The sequence below is a fragment of the Mucilaginibacter sp. Bleaf8 genome (genome assembly GCF_018390515.1).
Taxonomy (GTDB): domain Bacteria; phylum Bacteroidota; class Bacteroidia; order Sphingobacteriales; family Sphingobacteriaceae; genus Mucilaginibacter.
Window position 1 is genome coordinate 110,647 of the sequence record NZ_JAHBBK010000001.1, and the last position, 25,227, is coordinate 135,873.

Sequence of the window (25,227 nt, forward strand, 5' to 3'; positions counted from 1 at the left end):
AACAAATTATCAATATATGAATACGTGCTTAATAATTTATCTGATAAACTTTAATCTATAAATATCATCCTATGTCTGTTCGCTACTCCCGCTATCTATCAGGATTAATATTTATATCCGATTTAATAATGCTTAATATAGCATTATATCTTTCACTGATTATCTTTTCAGATTCTCAATACAACACCAATACACGCGATTACTTTCTTTTGGTAAATCTTGTATGGATAGGTGTATCAGCTGTTTCCAAAAACTATCAGGTTGTACGACCACTTGTATTGAAAGATAACATTAACCGGTTTTTGATTACCTTATTTAATCACTTACTGGTTGTTTTTGGCGCTATTTATTTCCTTAAAATTGGCGATATATCCCGCACAAGCAACATCGCTGCTTATGGGTTATTCTTTGTCTTTATACTGATATCACGCTCTGGTTTGTTCCTTTTCCTGGATTATATTAGAAAGAAAGGTTACAACCACCGTCAAATTATCATAATAGGTGATGAAAACATTGCAGCACGCTTAGTAACATCATTCTCGCATCACCCGGAATACGGTTATGATTTGGCTGATTTTATTTCTGAAGATCAGATCCAAAACATGCCGGAAGAAAAGCTGATTGAGAATTTATTAAGCAAGAAGCCAGACGAAGTATTTATATGCTACAAGCAATTGGATACTGAATTATTAAAGCGTTTGATTTGTGTTGGTGATGAAAACTTTATCAAAATCAAAGTAGTTTCGGATTTGATTTTAAGCAATAACTATGCACAGCTGGTAAATTATCACAATGTGCCGGTTTTGCATATCACTTCCCATCCTGAAATCAGTTTAAAAATTAGGTTGTTAAAAAGAAGCTTCGACGTTGGTTTTTCAGCGGTAGTTATGCTTTTTGGCGCGCCTTTCTTTGCCTTGCTATTACTTATAACTAAACTTACCTCAAAAGGTCCTGTGTTTTACAAGCAGGAAAGAATTGGCCGTAATAACAAGCCTTTTTATATCTATAAGTTCAGGAGCATGTATATAGATGCTGAACAAGCTGGCCCACAATTATCTAAAGACAATGACCCGCGTATTACTAAATGGGGGCGTGTAATCCGCAAAACCCGTTTGGATGAATTACCTCAGTTTTGGAACGTACTGCGTGGAGATATGTCAGTAGTTGGCCCTCGTCCTGAAAGGCAGCACTTTATTGAGAAGATCGTTCAAAGAACGCCAGATTATAAAAAACTGCTTCGTGTTAAACCAGGATTAACATCTATAGGCCAAGTACATTATGGTTATGCCGAGAGTGTAGACCAGATGTGCGACCGGATGCGGTTCGACTTAGTTTACCTGCAAAACATGAGTCTAAATTCAGATTTAAACATCATACTAAGAACTGTAAAAGTAATGGTTCAAGGAAAAGGGAAGTAATTCCCTTTTTTCTTTTTAATAGATTTTATTAATTTGTCATTTTGTTAATTTTAAGCTTTCGCAAGTAGGATATTAATATAAATAATATAACATCGTTTTAATCTTTATAATTAAAAAATATCTGCTATTTTAGCGTATCTGTAAAATCTGCCTTTAAAACAGTTGAAACGCTAATTACCTATGAGTCACAGGTACGCTACTTTTATTAAAGCTATTAATCTATCTGTTGATTATGTCATACTTAATATAAGTATGATAATTGCCTATCTGATTGTAGATCACTCCTATATTGCCTGGATCAGCAATAAAAACTATCTTCCCATAGTTTTAGTGTTTAATTTAATATGGCTTTTATCGGCCAATATTACACGTATATATGAGCATGTATTAAATAAGGATTCGGTAAAAACTTACCGTGGCTTATTTAATACCTACATGCTTTTTGTAAGTCTTATCTGTTTTACCGTTCTTATTATTATTGGTACTAAGGCGTACTACATTACAAGAGAGTTCTTATTTTATGCATTAGCCTTGTTTGGATTTTTACTTTTTTTGTGGAAGTTGATATTCCTGAGCATAAGGAAAAGCGACCGCGCCATGCTGGCTGATTATAGGAATGCAGTAATTGTAGGGGGGGGCAGAATAGGGCATGACTTGTATAACTTTGTAACCTATAATCCCGAACGTGGATACAAGATACTGGGCATATTTGATGATGATCCGGAGAAGGTAGTAGATAAAAAGCTATACCTCGGGTCAACAGACCATTGCATACCATACATGTTGGATAAAAACATCGAAGAGATATTTTGTACGTTACCAAATACTGAGGCAACAAAAATTGAGCAGTTGATGTTAGATGCAGACAAGAACCTGAAACGGTTCAAGCTGGTGCCCGAGTTTTTCTATATCCACAAGCCTACATTTATCCAAAACTTTGGACATATACCGGTAATATCCATAAGGCCGGAGCCTTTGGAGAACATGCTTAACCGTTTCTTCAAAAGGTTATTTGATATCGTATTTTCTTTATTCATTATCATATTTGTATTCAGCTGGCTTTTCCCCATCCTGGCCTTATTAATTAAGCGTGAGTCTTCCGGGCCTGTGTTTTTTGTGCAAAGCCGTTCCGGGCGTGAAAACAGACCATTTAACTGCTACAAGTTTAGGAGTATGAAGGTGAATAAAGAATCGGACAAAATGCAGGCCACCCGTGGCGATAGCCGTATCACCAAAATAGGTGCCTTTATGCGTCGCACTAATTTGGATGAGTTGCCTCAATTCTTCAATGTACTTATAGGGGAGATGACGGTAGTGGGTCCACGACCGCATATGTTATCGCATACCGAGCAGTACTCTCAACTGATTGATAAGTTCATGGTACGTCATTTCCTTAAGCCCGGCATCACCGGCTGGGCGCAGGTAAATGGACACAGGGGAGAAACGCGTACTACAGAAGCCATGCTGGGGCGTATTGAGGCTGATGTTTGGTACTTGGAGAACTGGTCGTTTTTACTTGATTTGAAAATTATTTTCCTTACTTTTTGGAATACGGTTAAGGGCGATAAAAACGCATTCTAATTAATTGAAAATTATTGTACTGAGTTACAATAGCTTAAACAGAATGTAAAATAAAAGCGCAAATTAATTTTATAGTTGTTGATTTAAGCCTATATTTGCGCTCAACAAATCCTAACCGCGGAAGTGGCGTAATTGGTAGCCGCACCAGACTTAGGATCTGGCGCCGCGAGGCGTGGGGGTTCGAGTCCCTTCTTCCGCACAGGTTTAAAGCCGTTAACTGAAAAGTTAACGGCTTTTTGTTTATGTAGGTTTAGGTATTTATTTTTAAGATTAAAGTCTATTAAATAGAGAGTAATATTTAAGTTCTGGTGATTAGTTCCAAAGGGTGCCATCCAAACCTAAAACACTTCCCATCCAAATTGCAATAACATATGCTACCAGGCATGCTGTAAATGTTAGGGCTTTGTTCCAGCCTTTCTGTTTACGCAGTATATTCATGAAGTAGCCTAATGTGCCGCCTGCTGCTCCGGCTAACATTGCAAATACTAACGGCCTAATCATCCATAGTTTGCCCCACGTAGGGTCAGGGTGCTTAACACCGGCTATAAAGAATGCCATCAGTGTTAATGCAACTGTAGCGCCAACTAACGTTTGCTTACTCAGCAACGCCGGGAAAAATAATTGAAGGGATAAAGTGCTTTTTGGTGTCATGGTATCAAGGTTGTGTAACGAATTTACTTTGTAGTGCAAAGTAAGATAAAAGTACTTTGAATTGCAAAGTATTTGTCAAGTTTTTATACAATTTTATTATGCATAATAAAAAGATTAACTGTTCAATATCAGTTTCTAATGAATCATTTAAGCAATACTTGTCGACAAGGGAATAGAGTGGCGATAAATTCATTGGCACATATGCGCCTATATGAGACAAGGCGTAAGTACAAATAATAGAGAAGCTTTATTATCAATTTTTAAAAGAATAGGATGGAGTGGTTGGGCCAAGCACAAGTTTCTTGATATACCCAGAGCAGGGGTAAGCTTATAAAAACAACAAAGCCCTCCTGAAAAATCAGGAGGGCTTTGTACTCGGGGCGGGAATCGAACCCGCACGATCTTTAAGGATCACAGGATTTTAAGTCCTGCGTGTCTACCAGTTCCACCACCCGAGCAGGTGATTAACCTTTTCAAAAACAAATCCCTCCTGATATTTCGGAAGGGATTGGGAGCGAAAGACGAGATTCGAACTCGCGACCCCGACCTTGGCAAGGTCGTGCTCTACCAACTGAGCTACTTTCGCAATTTAACGTTCAGGATACTTTAACATACCCCCTTGCGTTTTGGTGATGCAAATATAGACACAAAAACAATTGCTCCAAATTATTTTTTTAAAACTTCGTTAACTTTTTTGTAATCCGCTGGTTTTCAAAACATCATTTATTAAATCACTTTCAAAGCCCCGGCTCATGGCATATTGCTGTAGCTTATAGCGGCGTTTAAAGCTGTCCGGCTCCTGCATTTTGGCGTTCTTACGCTCTAAAATGTTTTGTAGTGTACGTATATAATCATCGCCATCAATACTTAGCAATGCTTTGGTGATAAGCTTATCAGATACACGCTTCAACTTCAATCCTTGCTTTATTTTTATACGTCCCCAACCTTTCAGGTTAAACTTACCTTGTGCATAGGCTCTGGCAAAGCGTTCTTCATTTAAAAAGTTATTGGCTATCAGTTGGCTTATCACGCTTTCCACACCGGTAGGGTACATTCCCATTTCGTAAAGCTTATCGCGTACTTCCTGCTGGGATCTTTCCTGGTAAGCGCAATAATGTTCGGCTTTGGCCAGAGCGGTTTTCTCATCAGTAATTTTCTTCTTTTTCGGCTCCTCCATGCAAACCAAATTTACCGAAAATTCTTCTCTTTACATAAATATAGCCAACTTCGTACCCATGCTCAGCAGCCAATATTCTATCAAAGACGTTCAGCAAATTATTAATGCAACAGGCACCATCGTTCGTGAAAATACCATTTCGTATTTAGCTATCGATAGCCGGCAAATAAGCAACGCACCCGAAAGTTTGTTCTTTGCCCTAAACGGTCGGCGAGATGGACACGAGTTTATATCTGAGGCATATGACGAAGGCGTTCGCAATTTTGTAGTGCAATATCAGCCTGCAGGTGATTTTCAGGGCGCTAACTTTTTATTGGTTGCTGATGTATTGAAAGCATTGCAAACGCTGGCTGCTTATCATCGGAGCCGGTTTAACATACCAGTAATTGGTATTACAGGTAGTAATGGTAAAACTATCGTTAAGGAGTGGCTGTACCAGGTAATGTCGGCAGGTAAAAATATAGTGCGTAATCCCAAAAGTTACAACTCGCAGGTAGGTGTGCCGTTGTCTGTATGGCAAATTACGGAAGATAATGACTTGGGTATTTTCGAAGCCGGTATATCCACCGTAAATGAAATGGATGCTTTGGAGGCTATCATTCAACCAACGGTTGGCATACTAACACATATTGGCTCCGCACATGATGAAGGTTTTGACAATCGCCGGCAAAAGGTATTAGAAAAGCTTAAGCTGTTTAAAGGCGTGGGCTTACTGGTGCACAATTATGACCAAATGGTGGAATACAAAACTGATATGCCTGCCGGCGTAAACACTTTTACCTGGAGCATGAAGTTTAACGAAGCTGATCTTTATGTATTTAGTGAAACGATCATCTCCAAGCGCTTTTACCTGCGTGCCGTGTACAAAGGTTATGAAATTGAAGCCTTGATTCCATTTTTGGATGAGGCGTCGGTTGAGAATGCGATTGTTTGCTGGGCAACGCTGCTGGCGATGGGATACAGCGCGGTAGAGGCAGATATCAAGCTGGAGCGATTGACCCCCGTAAGCATGCGCCTGGAAATGAAAACAGGAATTAACGATTGTTCCATAATAGACGATTCCTATAATTCAGATATCCGTTCACTAGAAATAGCGCTGAATTTTTTACAACAGCAAAATCAGCATCCGGTTAAAACCTTAATCTTATCAGATATTTTTCAGTCAGGCTTGCATGAGGATGTCTTATACCGTCAGGTAGCCGATTTAGTAAAAAGTAAGCGGGTTGATAAATTCATTGCGGTAGGTGAGGCCCTATACCGGCATCAGCATTATTTTGAATTGCAGCATAAGCATTTTTATAAAGATACCCAGGAAATGCTGCGTTACCGCAAGCAGCTCAATTTCAATAACGAGGCAATTCTGATCAAAGGCTCACGCAGTTTTGAGTTTGAGCGCATCAGCCGTGCGCTTTCCCAAAAGGCGCACGAAACCATGCTCGAGATTAATCTGAATGCCTTGCTGGGAAATCTGAACTTTTATAAATCCAAGTTAAAGCCGGGAGTAAAGCTAATGGCTATGGTGAAGGCTTTTAGTTATGGGAGCGGTACGTTTGAGGTTGCCAATATACTGCAATACAATAAGGTTGATTATTTGGCTGTAGCGTATATAGACGAAGGCATTGCCCTGCGCCAGGCTGGTATTAAGCTGCCCATTATGGTGCTCAATCCTGAGCCTGCAGCGTTTGATAAATTGACGGAATTTAAACTGGAACCCGAGATTTACAGTTTCAATCTGCTTGATCGCTTCATTAAGTTTGTTCAACAGCAAAATATCAAAGCCTATCCTGTTCACATTAAAATTGATACAGGTATGCACCGTCTTGGTTTTGAAGACCATGAAATTGAGGTGCTGTATGATTTGCTGCAAGAAAACCCTTATATCCACGTGCAAACCGTATTTTCTCACATGGTAGCCAGTGATGCGCAGGAGCATGATGAGTTCACGCGCCAGCAAATAAAACTGTTCCGACGAGCCTTCACTTTGATTGAAAAAGCGCTCGATTATCCGGTTATTAAACATATTTGTAATACCTCAGCCATTAACCGCTGGCCCGATGCGCACTTTGATATGGTGCGCCTTGGTATAGGTTTGTATGGTATAGATGCAGCCGTGCCCGATCATTTGAACGGGCTGCAGCCTATTGCTACCCTTAAAACCAGTATATCGCAGGTGAAAAGCATTATGGCCGGCGATACCGTAGGGTACAACCGTAACGGTAGCTTGCTGAAAGATGGCAAAATAGCTACCGTACGAATTGGCTATGCCGACGGCTATTTGCGGGCCTTTGGCAACGGCGTAGGGAAGATGCTGGTGAAAGGTGTACTGGTGCCTACAGTAGGTAACATTGCTATGGATATGTGTATGATTGATGTAAGTGCAGTACCCGATGTAAAAGAAAGCGATGAGGTAATCATTTTTAACGAACAGCAGAGTATTGAAGACTTAGCCACGCAAATCGGCACTATTCCGTATGAAATTTTAACCAATATTTCGCAGCGAGTAAAAAGAGTGTACTTTTATGAGTAAAATTGCACCCGCTTATGAACAGGGTAGCCCGCGTATTATTTAATTACTTTATTAAAGGCTTACTGGTGGTTGTACCGCTGGGAGCTGCTATATTTTTGATTTTCTGGGCCGTATCCAGTGTAGATAAGGCGCTGAATTTGAGTGATGTCTTTTGGGTGAATCCTAAAACAGGGAAAACCACCTACATTCCGGGTTTAGGAATTTTAAGCGTGTTGGTACTTATCATGATAGCCGGCATACTGGTTACCAACGTTATTACCGATCCGATAAAAAACTGGCTTAGCCGCTGGCTAAACCGCTTGCCGCTGTTTAAGTTTCTGTACTCATCTATAAAAGACCTTACCGAGGCCTTTGTAGGTGAAGAAAAGAAATTCAATGAACCTGTGATTGTTGAGTTCAATGAAACAGGGCTGAAAAAGATAGGCTTCCTTACCCAGAAAGATTTAAGCCTGATGGGGCTACCTGGCGAAGTAGCCGTATATTTTCCATATTCTTACTCGTTTGCAGGCCAGGTGGTTATTGTAAAGGCCGATAAAGTGAAACCGATTGACCGCAGCGCAGCCGAGATGATGAAGTTCGTCATATCAGGTGGGGTAAGTGGCCTGGAGTAGGTTGCTAAGCTGTAACTTTACGTTTGGCGCGTAGCTCTTTTACTTCTTCGCAGGCATAAGTGTTTGCCCATTCTTCCAATGCGGCAAGTGCAGGGCCTAAAGCACGGCCTTTATCGGATATTCCATAATAGACTTCCGGCGGAAAGGTGTGCTTTTCTTCACGTATAATTAATCCGCTGCTTTCCATTTGCTTTAAATGTTCCAGCAATACTTTTTTGGCCACCTTAGGTATAATGCGCCAAAGTTCAGTAAAGCGGATTTCTTCCTGATGAAATAAATGATATAGGATAATGGGCTTCCATTTGCCTGATAAGATGTTTAGCGCAACGTTAAGTCCGCAATGCCTGAATTGGTTGTAATCCATGGTTACTAAATAGTGAACTGGTTACCAAAAAGTAAACTTCTTGGCGGGGCAAAGAATGGATGTCATTTTTGCAATACCAAAATTAATGGTCAGATCATGAAGATACAACTTTTGCGTAACGCTACACTTGTTATTAAAGCCAATAATCAAACCCTTTTAGTTGACCCAATGCTTGCTGCTAAAGGTAGCTATAATGCTTTTCCCGGTACACCCGGCAATCAAAGAAATCCAACTATTGATCTGCCTGTTAGCCAGGAGGAGCTGGCTGCAATTGTTTCCCAAACTGATGCTGTATTGCTTACCCATATCCATCTTGATCATTGGGATACCGCGGCTCAGCAACTGGTGCCCAAACACGTGCCCATTTTATGCCAGAATGAAGATGAGGCGGCAATTAAAGCTACAGGCTTCAGTAATGTACTGCCTGTACACAATGAAGTGGTGTGGCACGGCATCCGAATTATCCGTACAAATGGGCAACACGGCACCGGTGAAATTGGCAGGCGAATGGGCACAGTATCAGGCTATATTATTGACGACGGAAAGCAGGTAGTCTACATCGCAGGTGATACCATATGGTGTAACGATGTAAAAGACACCATCGATAAATATCAACCCAATCATATTATTGTAAACGGTGGCGCAGCACGCTTTTTACAAGGTGATCCTATTGTGATGAACATACCGGATATCATCTCGGTATGTGGGTATACAGCCGGAGCTAAAATCTATGTGGCGCATCTGGAAGCCGTTAATCACGGAACGGAAAATCGTGCAGCAATTGCGTTGGCATTACATCAGCACAACCTAACTAATCGGTGCTTTGTACCTAACGATGGCGATGTGTTTTTACGCTGATTTTTTATCAGCCAATAAGGATCCCTTTTTGAAATTACGCACTGCTATTATTGTACTGATAAACATCAGAACAGCGCCGGCCAGATAAGGGGCTCCCGGGAAATATATAGCTGATAAATTACGATTGGTAAAATGCGAGAAGAGAGAGGTCATGAGAAGGGGGCCGATGATTGTTGTAACGCTAACCAAACTGGTTAGCGCACCTTGTAAGCCGCCTTGCTCGTTGGCTGGTACCTGGCTGGTGATAATGCCCTGCAGCGCTGGCCCTGATATGCCGCCGAGGCAATATGGTATCATGTACAAATACATCATCCAACCTTTACTGGCAAAGGCTATCAGCGCCAGGCCCACACCATAAAAAAGCAGACCGGATACGATGCTCCGTTCCTGCCCGATTTTGGGGATGATAATCCGTATTAAAAAGCCTTGTATGGTGATAAGCAGCGCACCGATAAATATGCCCAGGCTACTGATGCTGTTAAGGCTCCAGTTGAACTTCTCCACCAAAAAGAACGGCAGCACCGATTCAATTGCTTTTTGTGCAATGTAAACCAGGGTAAAAGCGCTAACCAGGCCGGTAATAGCCGGGAACATACCTAAGCGCCTTAGAGATACAACCGGGTTGGCTCCCTTCCATTCAAAGGGCCTGCGGTTTTCTGGCTTTAATGATTCCGGCAGCACAAAGTAACCATACACCGCATTCAACAAGGCCAGGGCCGCTGCAATAATGAACGGCATTTTAATATGTATGGCACCCAAATATCCGCCCAAGCCAATACCTAAAATAAAACCCAGGCCGGTGGCTGCGCCTACCAGTCCAAAGTTAGCTGCCCGGTTTTCGCCCGTGCTCACGTCGGCAATGTAAGCCGTGGCGGTGGTGTTGCTGGCGCCTGTAATGCCTGCGATAATACGTCCCACAAAAAGCCACCAAATGGTTGGGGCAAAAGCCATAAACACATAATCAATACCGAAGCCCAGCAGAGAGCCCAAAAGGATAGGCCTGCGGCCATACTTATCGCTTAAGTTACCCAATATCGGCGAAAACAGGAACTGCATAGATGCATAGGCGAAGGTAAGGTAGCCGCTATATTGCGTTGCCGTACTGTTGTTGATGTTGCCTAACATCATTAATAGCTTGGGCAATACCGGGATGATAATGCCTAAACCCAGCACATCAATAAAGATGGTAATAAATATAAAGCCTAAAGCGGCCGGGCGTTTTGCTGTGGGAGCGGGCTGATTCATGATTTTTAACAGGCGGCCAATAGCCAACATTTAAAGCTTGCAGGCAATATATTGTTTGGGGTGTTCAAAACTTATTAGGCCGTCTTTTCAGGTCGTTTAAAACTGCGGACGGCCAGGATGGTACTCACCAACATTAAAATTGCGCCGGTAAGAAACGGTGCTCCGGGAAAGATAACCGGTGCTTTTTTGTCTGTAAACCAGGCAAAAAGTGTGGTCATCAACGGCGGACCTATAATGGATGTAACACTGATGAGACTGGTAAGGCTGCCCTGCAGTTCGCCTTGTTCATTTGATGGTATCTGGGAACTGATGAGGCCCTGCAATGCCGGGCCGGCAATACCACCCAGGCAATAAACTATCAGTATGGCAAACAGCATCCAGCTTTGGCTGGCAAAGGCAAATAGTAGTAAGCCAATGCTGTAAAGTATCAGCCCGTATACAATGCTGCGTTTTTGACCAAATTTAGGAATAGTGTATCTGATTAAAACGCCCTGCACCAGGCCGGATAGGATACCAACAAAGCCAAGCGAGTAACCTACCATGTCTTCCTTCCAGCTGAACTTTTCCATCGTAAAAAAAGTCCAGGTGCTTTGCACCGCATGTGCGGCAATGTAGATCAGTATCAATGAACCAACCAGTCCGCTGATGGCCGGGTATCTTTTAAGCTGTAAAAGCGAACCAACCGGATTAGCCCTGCGCCATTCAAAAGAACGGCGGTTTTCGGGTGCCAAAGATTCGGGCAAAATAAAGAACCCGTAGATTGCATTAAGCAATGCCAGGCCTGCCGCAGCTAAAAACGGCAGTTTGGTATCAATATTACCTAATACGCCACCCAACACCGGCCCTATGATAAAGCCAATACCAAAAGCTGCTCCAATAATACCAAAGTTTTGCGCCCGCTTTTCGGGTGTGCTTACATCTGCAATATAAGCCGATGCAGTAGTGAAGCTGGCACCGGTAATGCCGGCAATGATGCGCCCAACAAACAACCACCAAATGGATTGTGCAAACGCCAGGAAGGTATAATCAATAGCAAATCCCAATAAGGAACCTAACAGAATTGGCCTGCGGCCATACTTATCACTGAGGTTGCCCAGCACCGGGGCAAATAAAAACTGCATTACCGAATAGGCAAAGGTGAGCCAGCCACCATACCTGGCGGCATCACTCAAATTGCCATGAATGAGGTGCTCTATTAATTTAGGAAATACCGGGATAACAATGCCGAAACCGGTAATATCAATCAAAAGCGTAATGAAAATGAAACCTAAGGCAGGCTCTCGTTTAGGTTGAACTATATTGTCCATAACCTGTAAAGTACGCGTTTTTATATTAATTTATAGTTATCAAATAAAAAAATATAAATTGTCTCAAAATCAGTAAGCTATGAAAAAACTTAACCTTTTGTTTGCCGTGCCCGGTGTACTGGCTATGCAAACCGCAATTGCACAATCTACCTCACATCTCACCCTGTCCGATCCTTACCCTAAGCCCGGTGAAAAGCTGACGCTTACTTACAATCCCGAAGGTACGCCATTAGCAGGCGAAAAAGGTTTAAGCGCAACGGTTTATTTTATCGATAATAAAGATTTTCCAACTGATGATATTGCTTTGAAACCGGTTGGCAAGAGCTTGCAAGGCCAGCTAACTATTCCGGCAACAGCCAAGTCATTTATGATTCGCATTGGCAAAGATGATCTGGTAGATAACAATAGTGATAAGGGGTATATTTACCTGGTTCATAACGGTAAAAAGCCTGTACCGGGAGCATATGCTTCAAAGGCTTATATCCTGTCTACCGGTATGGGCAGTGCGCTTGCCAACATCAAACGGGATATTGACGGCAGCATTGATTTATATAAAAAGGATATAACAGAGAACCCTGGTATTGATAAAGAATATCAAAGCAATTACTACATGTTGCTTGCTGGTAAAAAGGATCCGGCATCTGCTGCTTTGCTGAATGAAAAGCTTAATAGTTTGAGTAAAAGTACCGAGGAGAAGGATCTGATGCTGGCCAAGGATATTTATTATGCTACGAAGAGAAACGCTCAGGCTGACTCCCTATTAGCACTTACCAAAGCTAAATATCCAAATGGCGAATCGGTGAAAAACATCAAGTTCATGTCTTTCATCCAGGAGCAGGATCCGGATAAGAAAGAGGCTATTTATAAAGACTATATCCAGTATTATCCGGAAAATGCATCCGACAAACGGAGCCCGCACGACAATATGCGAATTCAGTTGGCGGCTGCTTATTTGAAAGCCGACAAGATGGAAGCGTTTAGCCGCTTGGCAGCCCAGGTTAAAGATAAAGCCCGGCTGGCCGGCAGCCTGAACGGTAAAGCTTATGAACTGGCCAAAAGCGGGCAAAAGCTGGACGAGGCTGCTGCTCTATCCAAACAATCGCTAGATTATGTATCGGCTCAGATTAATAATCCGCCTGCTATGCCATATTACTCCAAAGCCTCTTTGAAAAAGAACTACAAGTCGGCTTACGATAGCTATGCCGATACGTATGCACTTATACTTTATAAACAAGGTAAACACAAAGAGGCTTTAAGCTTTGAACAACCGGTTTATGAGCAAGCAACAGAGCCAGATGCCGAAATAAGTTATAATTATGCTACGATACTGAAAGCTAATGGCCAGGATGCAAAAGCTAAACAGGTGTTAGAAAAAGCAGTTCAGAAAGGAAAAAGCTCGGGTGAAATTGACACCGCACTAAAAGAAATGTACGCGAAGACCAAAGGTTCAGATAGTGGTTTCGATACTTATTATGCGTCGCTCAAAAGCGCATCTGATGCTGCCTTGAAAGCTAAGTTGGTTAAAGAGATGATCAACCAGCCGGCACCAGCCTTTACTTTGAAAGATTTTGACGGCAATGCAGTATCACTGGCCAGCCTGAAAGGCAAAGTGGTAGTGGTTGATTTTTGGGCTACATGGTGTGGTCCTTGCAAAGCCTCATTTCCGGGTATGCAACTGGCCGTAAACAAGTATAAAGATAATCCGAATGTGAAGTTTTTGTTTATCGATACCTGGGAACATGGCGACAATTACATCGACGGCGCAAAGAAGTTTATTGCCGACAATAAATACACTTTCCATGTACTGATAGATGAGAAAAACGAAGATAACCGCCAGGCCAAAGTAGTAACCACGTTCAATGTAGATGGTATACCAACTAAGTTTGTTATTGATGGCAATGGTAATATTCGCTTTAAACATGTTGGCTACTCAGGTAGCACTTCAGGCGTATTGGATGAGGTTTCGGCTATGGTAGATTTGGCTTTAAACCCAGATGCGGCAGTTGCCGGTGCACAAAAGGTTACAAAGAACGAATAGTAAAAACAACTATTGATTTCAATTAAAAAGGGACGCTGATTTTTAGCGTCCCTTTTTAATATGTGATGTAAGGGCCTATTAAAAGTTGGGCTTCAATAAGTATTTGTTATAGAAGCGGAAGATGTGTTCCACAGCTTCTTCAGCAGTATCTACCAAACGATATAAATTCAAATCATCCGGGCTGATGTTGCTTTCTGCATGCAGCATCTTTTCTTCCACCCAGTCAAATAGTCCTTTCCAGTAATCCAGGCCTACAAAAACAATTGGGAAGCGGGCAATTTTACCCGTTTGTATCAGGGTAATCGCCTCAAATGATTCATCCATGGTGCCAAAGCCGCCCGGCAGCACGATAAAGCCCTGTGAGTATTTCATGAACATTACTTTGCGCACAAAGAAATAATCGAACTCCAGTAGTTTATCACGGTCAATATATTTGTTGTGGAACTGCTCAAACGGCAGCTCAATGTTTAAGCCTACTGATTTGCCGCCGGCTTCATATGCGCCTTTGTTGGCCGCCTCCATAATACCGGGGCCACCGCCTGATATTACACCGAAGCCGCGTTCGGTAAGCATACGGGCACAATCTTCGGCCAGTTTATAGTATGGATTTTCGTTTTTGGTACGTGCCGAGCCAAATATAGATACACACGGACCAATTTTAGCCAGTTTTTCAAACCCATCCACAAACTCCGCCATGATCTTGAAGATAGACCAGGAGTCGGTTACTTTTATTTCGTGCCAGTTTTGGTTCTGGAACGCTCTTCTTATTTTTTCTTCACCTGTCATATATAATCTTTTTCAAAATGAATGTAGTAATTAAAGTGCCATTACCTTCGTTTTTGCACGGGAGGTAAGTAGCAAGCCGGCAAAGGTAATTAAACCATTTACAATGATAAGCTCATTATCAAAAACGTATCCGCCCAATATTGTTTTTGACTCCGTACTTAAAAAATAACACACTGCCGGCGATATTAAACAAATAAACGGCACCAGCTTATCATTTACCTGCCTGCCGCTCATAAACAAACCAAAAGCATACAGGCCCAGCAGTGGTCCATAGGTATAGCTTGCTACCTTGAATATAGCGCTTACTACGGCATCATTATTAACCGAATTAAAAAAGATGATGGTTAAAAACATCAGCGCCGAAAAGGCTACGTGCACGTAATGGCGCAACTTTACCATTTTTGGGCTATTGGTGTCATTGCGTTTATTGAAGTTTAAAAAGTCAACGCAGAACGAGGTTGTTAATGCTGTAAGGGCCGAGTCGGTTGTGGCAAACGTGGCGGCTGTTAGTCCCAGCATAAAAACAATAGCAGGCAAAGTACCCAGGTATTTTAATGCAATAGTAGGATAGAGGTAATCCGTTTTTTCGACACTGATACCGTTTTTTGCGGCGTATATATACAGTAACGCACCAACGCTCAGGAAAAATATATTGATGATTAAAAAAACGGTGGTGAAGCTGAGCATGTTCTTCTGCGCCTCGCCGATGTTTTTACAGCTCAGGTTTTTCTGCATCAGATCCTGATCCAGCCCCGTCATGGCAACAGTGATAAACAAGCCGCCCATAAACTGCTTGCTGAAATGGAACTTACTGCTCAGAAAATCATTCCAAAACCAGATTTTAGAGTAGCTGCTGTTTTTGATGGCCTCTGCGGCTTCAAATACATTGTAATTTAAACTGCGGCATATAAAGTAAATAGACAAAAAAACCGAAGATACCAGGAACAGGGTTTGCAAACTATCGGTTATAATAATGGTTTTTAAGCCGCCTTTAAAGGTGTATGACCATATAAGCAACAAGCAAATCATTACCGTAGCCCAGAACGGTATGCCGTAGCTATCGAAAATGAATTTTTGCAGTACAATTACCACCAGGTACAACCGGAATGCCGAACCGATGGTGCGGCTAACCAGAAATATACTTGCAGCCGTTTTATAGCTCCACTTCCCTAACGCACTTTCAATATAGCTGTAAATGGAGGTAAGCTGCATGCGGTAATAAAGCGGAAGCAATAAGCCCGCAATAATTAAAAAGCCCGCCGCATTGCCCAGCACAAACTGAAAGTAAGCAAACTGGTCGCCGCTGGCAGCGCCTACCTTGCCCGGTACCGAAATGAAGGTAACTCCGCTTAATGCGGTACCAATCATACCAAAGGCTACCAAATACCATTTTGAATTGCGGTTAGCCACAAAAAAGGTGTCATTGTCTGACGATTGCCGCGAGGTTAAGTAGGAGATAAGAATCAATACCAAAAAGTAACCGGCGATAAATAAAAGTAAAATTCCAGGCGACATAGTATATAGCTGTGCTTAAATGGTTAGCAGTTGCAAGCTAATAAAAACAAGTAAAACTGCACTATACCGCATAGCAAAACCAATAAATATTTCATTCCATTTTATGGCAACGGCGCTGCTTGTTTACCCTGCATTGACAGCAAAAACGGCTTATTTTTTGTAAATTTGATGTATGAATTTTTCTTCTAAACTGTTAGAAAATGCTGTAACTGAATTCTCGAAGCTGCCGGGTATCGGGCAAAAAACTGCACTTAGACTGGTGTTGCATCTCCTTAATCAGGACCGGCCTGACGTGGAGCGTTTTAGCACCGCCATGACTAAGCTGCGCAATGAAATTCAGCACTGCCGTGTTTGCCATAACATTTCAGATTATACCGTTTGCGAGATATGTTCATCACATAAACGGGATCGTAATACCATCTGCGTGGTTGAAGATACGCGCGATGTGATGGCTATAGAGAATACAAATCAGTACACTGGTGTATACCATGTGCTCGGCGGATTGGTTTCGCCGATGGATGGAGTTGGCCCGTCAGACCTTGAAGTGGAGTCGTTAGTGGAGCGTTTGCGGGCAAATGAGGTGAAAGAAATCATTTTTGCCCTCAGTGCTACCATGGAAGGAGACACAACTATCTTTTATTTGCATAAAAAGCTAAAAGATTTTAACATAACGCTTTCTACCATCGCCCGTGGCATAGCGTTTGGAGGTGAGTTGGAGTATGTGGACGAGATAACCCTGGGCCGTTCCATTACCACCAGGGTACCTTACGAAAATTCACTCGCTAAATAACATGAAGCTATCTATCATCGTCGTTAATCAAAACCAATGCAGGGCTCTTCGTCAGGCTTTGTCCTCAGTGAACGAAGCCGCCAGGCATTTTGATTACGAGATGATAGTAGTTGACAATGCCTCAATTGACCGCTCCGTTCAAGTGGTTCAAACTGAATTTCCGCATGTAAAGCTTCTTGGAAACGAAAAAGAATTGAGCTACACCAAAGCGGCCAACCAGGGAATAGAAGCAGCCACCGGAGAATACATTTTGTTAGTTGACCCTTGTACCATAACAGGAGAAGATACGCTTGATAAAGCATTAAGCTTTATGGAATCGCACCCGCATGCAGGTGCTTTAACTGTACGTGCGCTGGATGCGGAAGGTAATTTTATACCTGCCTCTAAAAACTGCATTCCTTCGGCCTGGATACAGTTCTTTAAATTTAGTGGCTTAAGCCGCCTGTTTCCTAAATCCCGCTTGTTTAGCCGCCGCTTTAAACCGGGCTGGGACGAGGAGTTTGAAACTACGGAAACAGATATTATTTGCAACAGCTTTATGCTGATGCATAAAAGTGTGCTGGATAAAACGGGTTTTTTTGACGAACGCTTCCAGATGTATGGAATGGACATTGATCTTTCTTACCGCATCCGTTTGGCGGGTTTCATGAATTACTATTTCGCTAAAACGTTCGTCATTCATCAGCAGTCAAAAAAAGCCGATAAATATAGTTGGCAGTATATCAAAAACTTTTATGGAGCAATGCTTACTTTTGCCGGCAAATACCTTGTCCGGATGCCAGAGCTGCGCATAAAAGGCCCAAGCGGATGGACTGCTCCATCATATGAATTTGAAAGATAAAATTGTTGTCATTACCGGTGCTTCATCTGGTATTGGTAAGGCTTTGGCCCATGAATGTGCCAGTCGTGGTGCTAACCTTGTTTTGGCAGCCCGCCAGTATGTTAATCTTTGTGATATTACCGAAAAGATAGAAAAGCAGTATGGCGTAAAGGCGTTAGCCGTGCAATGTGATGTAAGCATTGAGGACGATTGTGCCTTACTGATTAAACAAGCCGTGCTCACCTTTGGCCGCGTTGATGTGTTGATTAACAATGCCGGTATAAGCATGCGCGCCTTGTTTAAGGACCTCGATCTGCAGGTAATTAAACGCCTGATGGACGTTAACTTCTGGGGTACGGTCTATTGTACCAAATATGCAATGCCCGAATTGCTTAAATCAAAAGGAACGGTAGTTGGCGTATCTTCAATTGCCGGATATAAGGGCTTACCCGGTCGTACAGGGTACTCGGCTTCCAAGTTTGCCATGAACGGCTTTTTGGACGCCCTGCGGGTCGAAAATCTGAAAACAGGCGTGCACGTGTTAACGGCTTGTCCGGGTTTCACCGCATCCAATATCCGCAACACCGCTTTAAACAAAGAAGCCAAGCAACAAGGCGAAAGCAGCCTGGAGGAAGATAAAATGATGACTGCCGAAGAAGTGGCTAAGATCATTACCGACGGTATTCAAAACCGTTCGCGCACATTGATTATGACAGGGCAGGGAAAACTGACTGTTACCCTGAGCAAGCTGTTCCCGGCATGGCTGGATAAGCTGGTATATAACGTATTTACCAAAGAAAGAGATCCGCTGTTAAAATAAGAGATCTCTTCCCTTCTTAACGGTGTAAGCAACTGACAACACCTTTTATTTTCAAAGCCCTCCCAACCGGGGGAGGTTTGGGAGGGGCTTGGATTTATCCGTTTACAACCTCACCGCCATTGACATGGATAATTTGCCCGGTGATGTACGATGCATCCTGTGAAGCCAGAAAAACATAAGCGGGAGCAACTTCCGCCGGTTGGCCTGCCCGGCCCAGCGGCACATCCTGGCCAAATGATTTGATTTTTTCTTCGTCGAACGTAGATACAATGAGTGGTGTCCAGATTGGACCTGGCGCAACACCGTTAACCCTGATTTTCTTTTCAGCCAGATTTTTAGCCAGCGAGCGGGTAAAGGTTACAATAGCACCTTTGGTTGATGAGTAATCTATCAAATGCGGTGATGAGCGGTAAGCAGTAACCGAAGTCGTGTTAATTATAGAATCGCCTTCTTGCAGATAGTTCAACGCAGCAGATGCGAAATGAAACTGTGAGAAGATATTGGTTCTGAAGGTAGTATCTAACTGATTTTCGTCAATTTCCTGAAATTCGCTTTCCGGGAATTGCATAGCAGCATTGTTTACCAGTATGTTGAGCTTGCCAAAATCGGCTACTGTTTTCTCAACGGATTCTTTACAAAAGTTACTTTGCTTAATGTCTCCTTTAAGCAGCAGGCAACGCTGGCCGGCTTCTTCAACCAGTCTTTTGGTTTCTTCGGCATCCTGATCCTCGTCCAGATAAACGATAGCTACATCGGCGCCTTCTTTCGCATAATGTACGCAAATAGCACGGCCAATACCGCTGTCGCCACCGGTAACCAGGGCAACCTTGCCTTGTAATTTACCTGATGCTTTATAATCTTCGCTGATATACTCAGGCTTGATATTCATATCTTGCTCGCTGCCCGGCTGGCTATCCTGCTTTTCGCCCGAGAATGATGTTGGTTTTTGTTCCATGGTAGTTAATCGTTTCTTTAGTAACCCAAGTATGGTGCTTGGGTTTACTTAAAGTAAAAATACTTAACCAATGGGGAGCTCAGCAGGTATGTGGTCACTTATCTTGTTAATGTCGAGTACCACTTTACCATCCTGGTCATGATAAAAAGCAGGCGTAAATTTGGCGCCCCAAATCACCTCATCATATTGGTAGGATGTGCGCGAATGAACCGTTTGGGCAAAGGCGTCATCGTAAGCCTTTATTAATATAGTAAAGATGGCGTTGGTAGCACGTAATTCTTCAAGTGTTATGTTTTTTATCGGGCTGTTGTTGTTCAGCGGGTGCACAACCGTCCAGCTAAGGGTTAGCATGCTTACCTTGCTGCGTTCCAGTTCTAACGGGAAAAACTTGCGTACTGGTTTGCCGTCAACCATCTCGTTATAAGAGAAAATTACTTCCACATCTACATCAATTAATATGTTGCGGCGCTTATTTGCCATCCTGAACATTAATCCCCGGCCCGTGCCTAAGTAAGGCGCCACCAGCATCTGATCGCTGTAACTGATCTTGGCCGAGGGCCGGGAAAAACGGCCGTAAAGCAAACCAGTAGCCAAGGCGAAAGCCAGCAAGCCGATCATGGATTCAAAAGCCGCCACAAAGTTAGTGGCTATACCTTTAGGGCTTATGTGCCCGTAACCTACGGTTGATAGCGTTTGTGCCGAAAAAAAGAAGGCATCAAAAAAGTGATGCAACGGCGTATTGCCGTCGGCACCGTTTAAGTTATTGATACCGAGCAGCAGGTAGATAGTAGCAAACAATATATTAGTGATAAGGTAAGCGCCTATCACCATCAACCAAAATTTTGGCCAGCTCATGGTAATAAGTGTATTATAATTATCGAACGTATTGAGTGCTGGCAGCCCTTTGCGCTTTACGTTGATTGTGCCGTCGCGATTAACAATGCGTTGTGAAATAGCCTGGTTGCCAAAGCCGAGGTCATCTTCGGGGTTAATCGCTGTTTTTTCAATTGCCATGTTTTATCAAAGCCCTGCTGCTGTTTAGAGGCCATAAAAATATTACTAAGTATTTGCATTTAGAAAAAAGTATATTCATATTTGCTTCAACAACAAAATAATGAACATACAAAACAACAATTGGTGGTGGCTTAACGAGTAATCGTAAGGCAATCCCATGTTGTGTTTTTATATATAAGAATATTAAAAGGGTTGCCCGCAAGGCAACCCTTTCTTTTTGCGCTTAAACTCAGTTGAGGAGTGAATACATTAAGCAATTAAGGACCCAAATAAAATTTAACATACATTCCCTTTAAGGGACTAAGGAGCATGAAAGCGATACTTAACCATTTATTTGAACACAAAACATTCAGCCGCGAGCAGTCGAAAGATATTCTGACCAATATTGCGCAGGGCAAGTACAATACCTCGCAAATGGCTGCCTTCATGACTGCCTATTGCATGCGATCCATCACTGTTGATGAACTGGAAGGCTTTCGGGATGCGATGCTGGAGCTTTGCCTGCCTGCCGATTTGGAAGCCGACCAATTGATAGACTTGTGCGGTACAGGCGGGGATGGTAAGGATACGTTCAATATATCTACACTGGCCTCTTTTGTAGTAGCGGGTGCCGGTTACAAAGTAGCCAAGCACGGTAACTATGGGGTGTCGTCAGGTTGCGGTTCATCCAACGTAATAGAATATCTGGGTTACCAGTTTACCAATGATATCAGCAAATTAAATAAGGGATTGGAAGAAGCGAATATTACATTTCTACATGCACCGCTTTTTCATCCGGCCATGAAAACCGTTGCGCCTATACGCCGTGAGCTGGCGGTAAAAACGTTTTTCAATATGCTGGGTCCAATGGTAAATCCGGCTAAACCAAATAATCAGATGGTTGGTGTATACAACCTGGAACTGGCTCGGTTATATGCTTATTTATATCAAAAATCATCGGTTAATTATACTATATTGAATGCGTTGGATGGTTATGACGAAATATCGCTGACCGGTGATTTTAAAACTTTCTCGAACAATGGGGAACGCATTAATACACTGGCAAGCTTAGGTTTTGAAAAGTTGGATGCAGGCGAAATTACCGGTGGGCATACCGTAGCTGAATCGGCGGGTATATTCATGAAAGTGCTGAACCATGAGGGTACCGCCGCCCAACAAAATGTAGTATTGTGTAACGCTGCCCTCGCTATTAAAACCATTGATTCAACCAAAACTTTTGCCGATAGTTTTTATGAGGCAGAAGAGGCGTTGGTAAGTGGCAATGCATTGAAAAGCTTTAAACAGTTGTTAGCCAGCTAAGCATATGAAGATCAAGGTATGCGGCATGAAGGTACCCGAAAATATCCGGGATGTTGCAGGTTTAGGCCCGGATTTGATGGGTTTTATTTGCTATAGCAAATCACCAAGATATATGGCTGATTTAAATTTTGATACGCTGCATGAGCTACCCAGCAAGCTGATAAAAACCGGAGTATTTGTAAATGAAGAGCCCGAAAAAATAAAGGCGCTGATTGCTAAGTATAAATTTAATGCAGTACAACTACACGGCAACGAAACGCCGGAAACTTGCAAAGAGCTAAAAACGGAGGTTACCGTTTTAAAAGCTTTCGGCGTAGATGATAGCTTTGATTTTAGTCAATTGAAAGCTTACGCCGACAGTGTAGATTATTTTATGTTTGATACCAAAACTGACGCTCATGGCGGATCTGGCAAAACCTTTAATTGGGGTATATTAAACAGCTACCAGTTAAACGTGCCTTTTTTTATATGCGGCGGTTTAAGTGCCGATAACGTGGCCGAAGTAAAATGCATCGAACATCCTGCTTTTTATGGTGTTGACCTGAACAGCCGGTTTGAAACCGAGCCGGGATTTAAAGACGTAGAAAAGCTTAAGCAGGCATTTGACATACTAAGAAATTAAGATATACATGAAATACACAGTTAACGACCAAGGCTATTACGGCGACTTCGGTGGGGCTTACATTCCCGAAATGCTGTACCCCAATATAGAAGAGCTGCGCCAGCAATACCTGAACATTACGGAAGATGCCGGCTTCAAGGCCGAATTTGAACAGTTGCTGAAGGATTACGTAGGTCGTCCGTCGCCGTTATATCACGCCAAACGCCTGTCCGAAAAGTACGGTGCTAATATATTTTTAAAGCGTGAGGATCTGAACCATACCGGCTCACACAAAATCAACAACGCCATCGGCCAAATACTTTTAGCCGAACGGTTGGGTAAAAAACGCATCATTGCCGAAACGGGTGCGGGGCAGCATGGCGTAGCCACAGCAACTGTTTGCGCGCTACGGGGCATTGAATGTGTAGTGTACATGGGCGAAGTAGATATGGAGCGCCAGGCACCTAACGTGGCCCGCATGAAAATGCTGGGTGCTCAAGTGGTTCCTGCCACTTCAGGCAGCAAAACTTTAAAAGACGCTACCAACGAAGCCATGCGCGATTGGATCAACAATCCCGAAGATACCCATTACATCATCGGCAGCGTAGTAGGGCCATACCCTTACCCTGAAATGGTTGCCCGTTTCCAGTCTATCATATCGCTTGAAGCTAAAAAGCAATTACAGGAGCATACCGGCAAACAACTGCCTGACTATGTACTGGCCTGTGTGGGTGGTGGCAGCAATGCCATGGGGATGTTCTACCATTTTTTGGATGATGAAGAAGTTAAGCTGGTTGCTGTAGAAGCAGCCGGTAAGGGTGTGGATAGCGGGCATTCGGCCGCTACATCAGTTTTAGGCAAGGAGGGTATTTTACATGGTAGCCGTACTATTCTGATGCAAACGGATGATGGCCAGGTTGTAGAACCGTACTCTATCTCGGCCGGCTTGGATTATCCGGGCATTGGGCCGCAGCATGCGCATTTACACAAAGTACAGCGGGCACAATATGTAAGCATTACGGATGACGAAGCTCTAAATGCCGGTTTGCTGCTTTCACAGCTGGAAGGTATTATTCCAGCCATTGAATCGGCACATGCTTTTGCCCACCTCGAAAAAATGCAGTTCCGTAAAGAGGATAATGTTATCGTCTGCCTGTCAGGCCGTGGCGATAAAGATTTGAGCACCTACATCAAACACTTTAATTTTTAATATTACCATTCATCGTGATGCCCTTATAAGTATCACGATGAAAAAGAAATAAACCAACCATGAGTCACGAATCTCTTGTTGCGAACCGGTTGAACAGCATGTTCGAGGAAAAAAAGAACAACCTGTTATCCGTATACTTTACAGCCGGTTACCCCGAGCTAAACGCCACGCTAGATATAGCCGAGGCACTCGAAAAAGCAGGTGCCGATTTTTTGGAAATCGGTTTTCCATACTCCGACCCCGTGGCAGACGGGCCAACCATTCAGCACAGCTCTCAAAAAGCACTCGACGCCGGTATGACGCTAAACCTGCTGTTCGAGCAGCTAAAAGAATTAAGGCAGCGCATAAGCATACCTGTGCTATTGATGGGGTACGCTAACCCGATGGTGCAATACGGTGTAGAACGCTTTTGCGCTAAGGCGGCAGAAGTAGGCGTAGATGGTGTAATTGTGCCCGACTTGCCTATGTATGAGTACGAACAGTTGTATAAAGACATCTTTGCAAAGCATAACTTGAGCAATATATTTTTAGTTACGCCGCAAACTGCCGAAGCACGCATTCGTAAAATTGACGAGCTGAGTAATAGCTTTATATACCTTTTATCATCTGCATCCATCACTGGCCGAAGCCTTACTATATCAGACACTATTGAAAGCTACTTTCAGCGGATAAAGGATATGCAGCTTAAAAACCCAACGGTTATTGGTTTCGGTATTGCCGATAAAGCAGCTTACCAAAAAGCTACAGCATATGCCAATGGCGCCATTGTAGGCAGTGCCTTTGTAAAATTTTTAGGAACGGAAAATTATCTGGAGCGCATTCCGGAGTTTATACAGTCAATAAAAAGCTAAGTATACACTTCCTTCAAAATGTAAATGCCATATCGCCTCACGATATGGCATTTACATTTTATAAGTATATTTCTAAATCTCCCTTGCCTTCACGCACTATTTCAAATTCGCCTGTGGTGCAGTCTACAACGGTTGATGCTATATTGCCGCCATAGCCGCCGTCAATCACCAAATCCACCAGGTCTTCATACTTTTCATGGATCAGTTCCGGGTCGGTGGAGTATTCAATAATGTCATCTTCATCCCGTATGGAGGTTGATAGAATAGGGTTACCTAATTGTTTTACAATCTCTCGTGCAACATTGTTATCGGGCACACGTATACCCACTGTTTTTTTATTAGAGCTTAATAGTTTAGGTACGTTGTTGCTGGCGTTAAAAATAAAGGTAAAAGGTCCGGGTAACGCTTTTTTCAAGATCCGGAAGGTACTGTTATCGATAGGCTTTATATAGTCCGAAATATGGCTCAGATCATAACATATGAAAGAAAAGTTAGCTTTTTCGGGCTTGATATGGCGTAAACGCGCAATGGCCTCAATCGCTTTCTGGTTGGTAATGTCACAGCCTAGGCCGTATACGGTATCTGTTGGATAGATGATAAGGCCACCTTTGCGCAACACTTGTACAACTTGCTCAATGGCTTTAGGGTTAGGATTTTCGGGATATATTTTAATTAGCATGGTAGTAATAGCAAATATAGGGTAACGATGGTTTTACATAGTCAGCTAATTTCCCGAATAATTAATATTTTGAATAGTATAATAAATTGTTTTAATTCATGATACCAATA

General features: G+C 42.8%; 23 protein-coding genes and 3 tRNA genes. 14 read left to right on the forward strand and 12 right to left on the reverse strand.

Going from position 1 to position 25,227, the window contains the following annotated elements:
• Positions 1-128: 128 nt before the first annotated feature.
• From KHS38_RS00445 to KHS38_RS00455, 3 genes are all read left to right on the forward strand, one after another.
• Positions 129-1,418 (forward strand): sugar transferase, encoded by a 1,290-nt coding sequence (locus KHS38_RS00445; protein WP_213485925.1) that lies wholly within the window; start codon positions 129-131, stop codon positions 1,416-1,418.
• A gap of 180 nt (positions 1,419-1,598) precedes the next feature.
• Positions 1,599-2,999, forward strand: coding sequence for an undecaprenyl-phosphate glucose phosphotransferase (locus KHS38_RS00450; RefSeq protein ID WP_213485926.1), 1,401 nt, complete (start codon positions 1,599-1,601; stop codon positions 2,997-2,999).
• A 117-nt stretch (positions 3,000-3,116) separates the two neighbouring features.
• A tRNA-Leu gene (locus tag KHS38_RS00455) sits at positions 3,117-3,198 on the forward strand.
• A 113-nt stretch (positions 3,199-3,311) separates the two neighbouring features.
• Here the strand turns inward: KHS38_RS00455 and KHS38_RS00460 are convergent.
• The 4 genes from KHS38_RS00460 to KHS38_RS00475 form a co-directional block, all read right to left on the reverse strand.
• Positions 3,312-3,650, reverse strand: coding sequence for a hypothetical protein (locus KHS38_RS00460; RefSeq protein ID WP_213485927.1), 339 nt, complete (start codon positions 3,648-3,650; stop codon positions 3,312-3,314).
• Positions 3,651-4,022: 372 nt separating this feature from the next.
• Positions 4,023-4,108: transfer RNA gene (locus KHS38_RS00465), tRNA-Leu, on the reverse strand.
• A 55-nt stretch (positions 4,109-4,163) separates the two neighbouring features.
• Positions 4,164-4,236 (reverse strand) — tRNA-Gly (locus KHS38_RS00470).
• A 99-nt stretch (positions 4,237-4,335) separates the two neighbouring features.
• A complete protein-coding gene (locus KHS38_RS00475; protein ID WP_213485928.1) occupies positions 4,336-4,827 on the reverse strand; it encodes a regulatory protein RecX in 492 nt (163 codons plus the stop codon).
• Here KHS38_RS00475 and KHS38_RS00480 point away from each other — a divergent pair.
• Both KHS38_RS00480 and KHS38_RS00485 read left to right on the forward strand, forming a co-directional pair.
• On the forward strand, positions 4,826-7,354 hold the full coding sequence (locus KHS38_RS00480; RefSeq protein WP_249665235.1) for a bifunctional UDP-N-acetylmuramoyl-tripeptide:D-alanyl-D-alanine ligase/alanine racemase: 2,529 nt from the start codon (positions 4,826-4,828) through the stop codon (positions 7,352-7,354). The genes KHS38_RS00475 and KHS38_RS00480 overlap by 2 nt on opposite strands.
• Positions 7,355-7,368: 14 nt before the next feature.
• Positions 7,369-7,965 (forward strand): DUF502 domain-containing protein, encoded by a 597-nt coding sequence (locus KHS38_RS00485; RefSeq protein ID WP_213485929.1) that lies wholly within the window; start codon positions 7,369-7,371, stop codon positions 7,963-7,965.
• 4 nt (positions 7,966-7,969) lie between these two features.
• Here KHS38_RS00485 and KHS38_RS00490 read toward each other — a convergent pair whose 3' ends face one another.
• Positions 7,970-8,329 carry a winged helix-turn-helix transcriptional regulator gene (locus tag KHS38_RS00490; RefSeq protein WP_213485931.1) on the reverse strand — a complete coding sequence of 120 codons (360 nt, stop codon included), beginning with the start codon at positions 8,327-8,329 and terminating at the stop codon, positions 7,970-7,972.
• Between the two features lie 96 nt (positions 8,330-8,425).
• Between KHS38_RS00490 and KHS38_RS00495 the strand changes: the two genes are divergently transcribed.
• Complete coding sequence (locus KHS38_RS00495; protein ID WP_213485933.1) at positions 8,426-9,187, forward strand: MBL fold metallo-hydrolase; 762 nt, start codon at positions 8,426-8,428, stop codon at positions 9,185-9,187.
• Here the strand turns inward: KHS38_RS00495 and KHS38_RS00500 are convergent.
• Both KHS38_RS00500 and KHS38_RS00505 read right to left on the reverse strand, forming a co-directional pair.
• Positions 9,179-10,432: a TCR/Tet family MFS transporter gene (locus KHS38_RS00500; protein WP_213485936.1), complete on the reverse strand. Its 1,254-nt coding sequence runs from the start codon at positions 10,430-10,432 to the stop codon at positions 9,179-9,181. The two genes, KHS38_RS00495 and KHS38_RS00500, sit on opposite strands and share 9 nt — an antisense overlap.
• A 74-nt stretch (positions 10,433-10,506) precedes the next feature.
• Positions 10,507-11,739 (reverse strand): TCR/Tet family MFS transporter, encoded by a 1,233-nt coding sequence (locus tag KHS38_RS00505; protein ID WP_213485939.1) that lies wholly within the window; start codon positions 11,737-11,739, stop codon positions 10,507-10,509.
• 79 nt (positions 11,740-11,818) lie between these two features.
• Here KHS38_RS00505 and KHS38_RS00510 point away from each other — a divergent pair, with 79 nt between their 5' ends.
• Positions 11,819-13,777, forward strand: a complete 1,959-nt coding sequence (locus tag KHS38_RS00510) for a redoxin domain-containing protein (protein ID WP_213485942.1) — start codon at positions 11,819-11,821, stop codon at positions 13,775-13,777.
• A 78-nt stretch (positions 13,778-13,855) separates the two neighbouring features.
• Here the strand turns inward: KHS38_RS00510 and KHS38_RS00515 are convergent, their stop codons facing one another.
• On the reverse strand, positions 13,856-14,563 hold the full coding sequence (locus tag KHS38_RS00515; protein WP_213485945.1) for an LOG family protein: 708 nt from the start codon (positions 14,561-14,563) through the stop codon (positions 13,856-13,858).
• A gap of 30 nt (positions 14,564-14,593) precedes the next feature.
• Entirely contained in the window at positions 14,594-16,078 is a 1,485-nt protein-coding gene (locus tag KHS38_RS00520) for a sodium:solute symporter (RefSeq protein ID WP_213485950.1), read from the reverse strand.
• A 172-nt stretch (positions 16,079-16,250) separates the two neighbouring features.
• On the opposite strand from KHS38_RS00520, the gene recR reads away from it, so the two are divergent.
• The 3 genes from recR to KHS38_RS00535 are packed head-to-tail and all read left to right on the forward strand — an operon-like array spanning position 16,251 to position 18,508.
• On the forward strand, positions 16,251-16,868 hold the full coding sequence (recR, locus tag KHS38_RS00525) for a recombination mediator RecR (protein WP_213485953.1): 618 nt from the start codon (positions 16,251-16,253) through the stop codon (positions 16,866-16,868).
• Between the two features lies 1 nt (position 16,869).
• Positions 16,870-17,709, forward strand: coding sequence for a glycosyltransferase family 2 protein (locus KHS38_RS00530; protein ID WP_213485956.1), 840 nt, complete (start codon positions 16,870-16,872; stop codon positions 17,707-17,709).
• Positions 17,693-18,508 (forward strand): SDR family oxidoreductase, encoded by an 816-nt coding sequence (locus tag KHS38_RS00535; RefSeq protein WP_213485966.1) that lies wholly within the window; start codon positions 17,693-17,695, stop codon positions 18,506-18,508. The genes KHS38_RS00530 and KHS38_RS00535 overlap by 17 nt, the downstream gene beginning before the upstream one ends.
• A 94-nt stretch (positions 18,509-18,602) precedes the next feature.
• On the opposite strand, the gene KHS38_RS00540 is transcribed toward KHS38_RS00535, so the two are convergent.
• Positions 18,603-19,463: an SDR family oxidoreductase gene (locus KHS38_RS00540; protein ID WP_213485973.1), complete on the reverse strand. Its 861-nt coding sequence runs from the start codon at positions 19,461-19,463 to the stop codon at positions 18,603-18,605.
• Between the two features lie 63 nt (positions 19,464-19,526).
• Positions 19,527-20,477, reverse strand: coding sequence for an ion channel (locus tag KHS38_RS00545; protein WP_213485974.1), 951 nt, complete (start codon positions 20,475-20,477; stop codon positions 19,527-19,529).
• 309 nt (positions 20,478-20,786) lie between these two features.
• Between KHS38_RS00545 and trpD the strand changes: the two genes are divergently transcribed.
• From trpD to trpA, 4 genes are read left to right on the forward strand one after another with little or no spacing between them, the layout of a single operon-like run.
• The gene (gene trpD, locus KHS38_RS00550) at positions 20,787-21,776 is read left to right on the forward strand and encodes an anthranilate phosphoribosyltransferase (RefSeq protein WP_213485975.1); all 990 of its coding nucleotides are present in this window, start codon (positions 20,787-20,789) and stop codon (positions 21,774-21,776) included.
• Between the two features lie 4 nt (positions 21,777-21,780).
• Positions 21,781-22,398 (forward strand): phosphoribosylanthranilate isomerase, encoded by a 618-nt coding sequence (locus tag KHS38_RS00555; RefSeq protein ID WP_213485976.1) that lies wholly within the window; start codon positions 21,781-21,783, stop codon positions 22,396-22,398.
• Between the two features lie 7 nt (positions 22,399-22,405).
• The gene (gene trpB / locus KHS38_RS00560) at positions 22,406-23,587 is read left to right on the forward strand and encodes a tryptophan synthase subunit beta (protein ID WP_213485980.1); all 1,182 of its coding nucleotides are present in this window, start codon (positions 22,406-22,408) and stop codon (positions 23,585-23,587) included.
• 59 nt (positions 23,588-23,646) lie between these two features.
• The gene (gene trpA / locus KHS38_RS00565) at positions 23,647-24,438 is read left to right on the forward strand and encodes a tryptophan synthase subunit alpha (RefSeq protein ID WP_213485981.1); all 792 of its coding nucleotides are present in this window, start codon (positions 23,647-23,649) and stop codon (positions 24,436-24,438) included.
• A 58-nt stretch (positions 24,439-24,496) separates the two neighbouring features.
• Here the strand turns inward: trpA and KHS38_RS00570 are convergent, their stop codons facing one another.
• Complete coding sequence (locus KHS38_RS00570; RefSeq protein ID WP_213485989.1) at positions 24,497-25,117, reverse strand: L-threonylcarbamoyladenylate synthase; 621 nt, start codon at positions 25,115-25,117, stop codon at positions 24,497-24,499.
• Between the last annotated feature and the right edge of the window lie 110 nt (positions 25,118-25,227).

Coding starts and splice junctions, on each gene's coding strand:
- KHS38_RS00445 (WP_213485925.1), top strand. CDS start 129: ATGCTTAATATAGCATTATATCTTTCACTGATTATCTTTTCAGATTCT.
- KHS38_RS00450 (WP_213485926.1), top strand. CDS start 1,599: ATGAGTCACAGGTACGCTACTTTTATTAAAGCTATTAATCTATCTGTT.
- KHS38_RS00460 (WP_213485927.1), bottom strand. CDS start 3,650: ATGACACCAAAAAGCACTTTATCCCTTCAATTATTTTTCCCGGCGTTG.
- KHS38_RS00480 (WP_249665235.1), top strand. CDS start 4,826: ATGCAAACCAAATTTACCGAAAATTCTTCTCTTTACATAAATATAGCC.
- KHS38_RS00475 (WP_213485928.1), bottom strand. CDS start 4,827: ATGGAGGAGCCGAAAAAGAAGAAAATTACTGATGAGAAAACCGCTCTG.
- KHS38_RS00485 (WP_213485929.1), top strand. CDS start 7,369: ATGAACAGGGTAGCCCGCGTATTATTTAATTACTTTATTAAAGGCTTA.
- KHS38_RS00490 (WP_213485931.1), bottom strand. CDS start 8,329: ATGGATTACAACCAATTCAGGCATTGCGGACTTAACGTTGCGCTAAAC.
- KHS38_RS00495 (WP_213485933.1), top strand. CDS start 8,426: ATGAAGATACAACTTTTGCGTAACGCTACACTTGTTATTAAAGCCAAT.
- KHS38_RS00500 (WP_213485936.1), bottom strand. CDS start 10,432: ATGAATCAGCCCGCTCCCACAGCAAAACGCCCGGCCGCTTTAGGCTTT.
- KHS38_RS00505 (WP_213485939.1), bottom strand. CDS start 11,739: ATGGACAATATAGTTCAACCTAAACGAGAGCCTGCCTTAGGTTTCATT.
- KHS38_RS00510 (WP_213485942.1), top strand. CDS start 11,819: ATGAAAAAACTTAACCTTTTGTTTGCCGTGCCCGGTGTACTGGCTATG.
- KHS38_RS00515 (WP_213485945.1), bottom strand. CDS start 14,563: ATGACAGGTGAAGAAAAAATAAGAAGAGCGTTCCAGAACCAAAACTGG.
- KHS38_RS00520 (WP_213485950.1), bottom strand. CDS start 16,078: ATGTCGCCTGGAATTTTACTTTTATTTATCGCCGGTTACTTTTTGGTA.
- recR (WP_213485953.1), top strand. CDS start 16,251: ATGAATTTTTCTTCTAAACTGTTAGAAAATGCTGTAACTGAATTCTCG.
- KHS38_RS00530 (WP_213485956.1), top strand. CDS start 16,870: ATGAAGCTATCTATCATCGTCGTTAATCAAAACCAATGCAGGGCTCTT.
- KHS38_RS00535 (WP_213485966.1), top strand. CDS start 17,693: ATGAATTTGAAAGATAAAATTGTTGTCATTACCGGTGCTTCATCTGGT.
- KHS38_RS00540 (WP_213485973.1), bottom strand. CDS start 19,463: ATGGAACAAAAACCAACATCATTCTCGGGCGAAAAGCAGGATAGCCAG.
- KHS38_RS00545 (WP_213485974.1), bottom strand. CDS start 20,477: ATGGCAATTGAAAAAACAGCGATTAACCCCGAAGATGACCTCGGCTTT.
- trpD (WP_213485975.1), top strand. CDS start 20,787: ATGAAAGCGATACTTAACCATTTATTTGAACACAAAACATTCAGCCGC.
- KHS38_RS00555 (WP_213485976.1), top strand. CDS start 21,781: ATGAAGATCAAGGTATGCGGCATGAAGGTACCCGAAAATATCCGGGAT.
- trpB (WP_213485980.1), top strand. CDS start 22,406: ATGAAATACACAGTTAACGACCAAGGCTATTACGGCGACTTCGGTGGG.
- trpA (WP_213485981.1), top strand. CDS start 23,647: ATGAGTCACGAATCTCTTGTTGCGAACCGGTTGAACAGCATGTTCGAG.
- KHS38_RS00570 (WP_213485989.1), bottom strand. CDS start 25,117: ATGCTAATTAAAATATATCCCGAAAATCCTAACCCTAAAGCCATTGAG.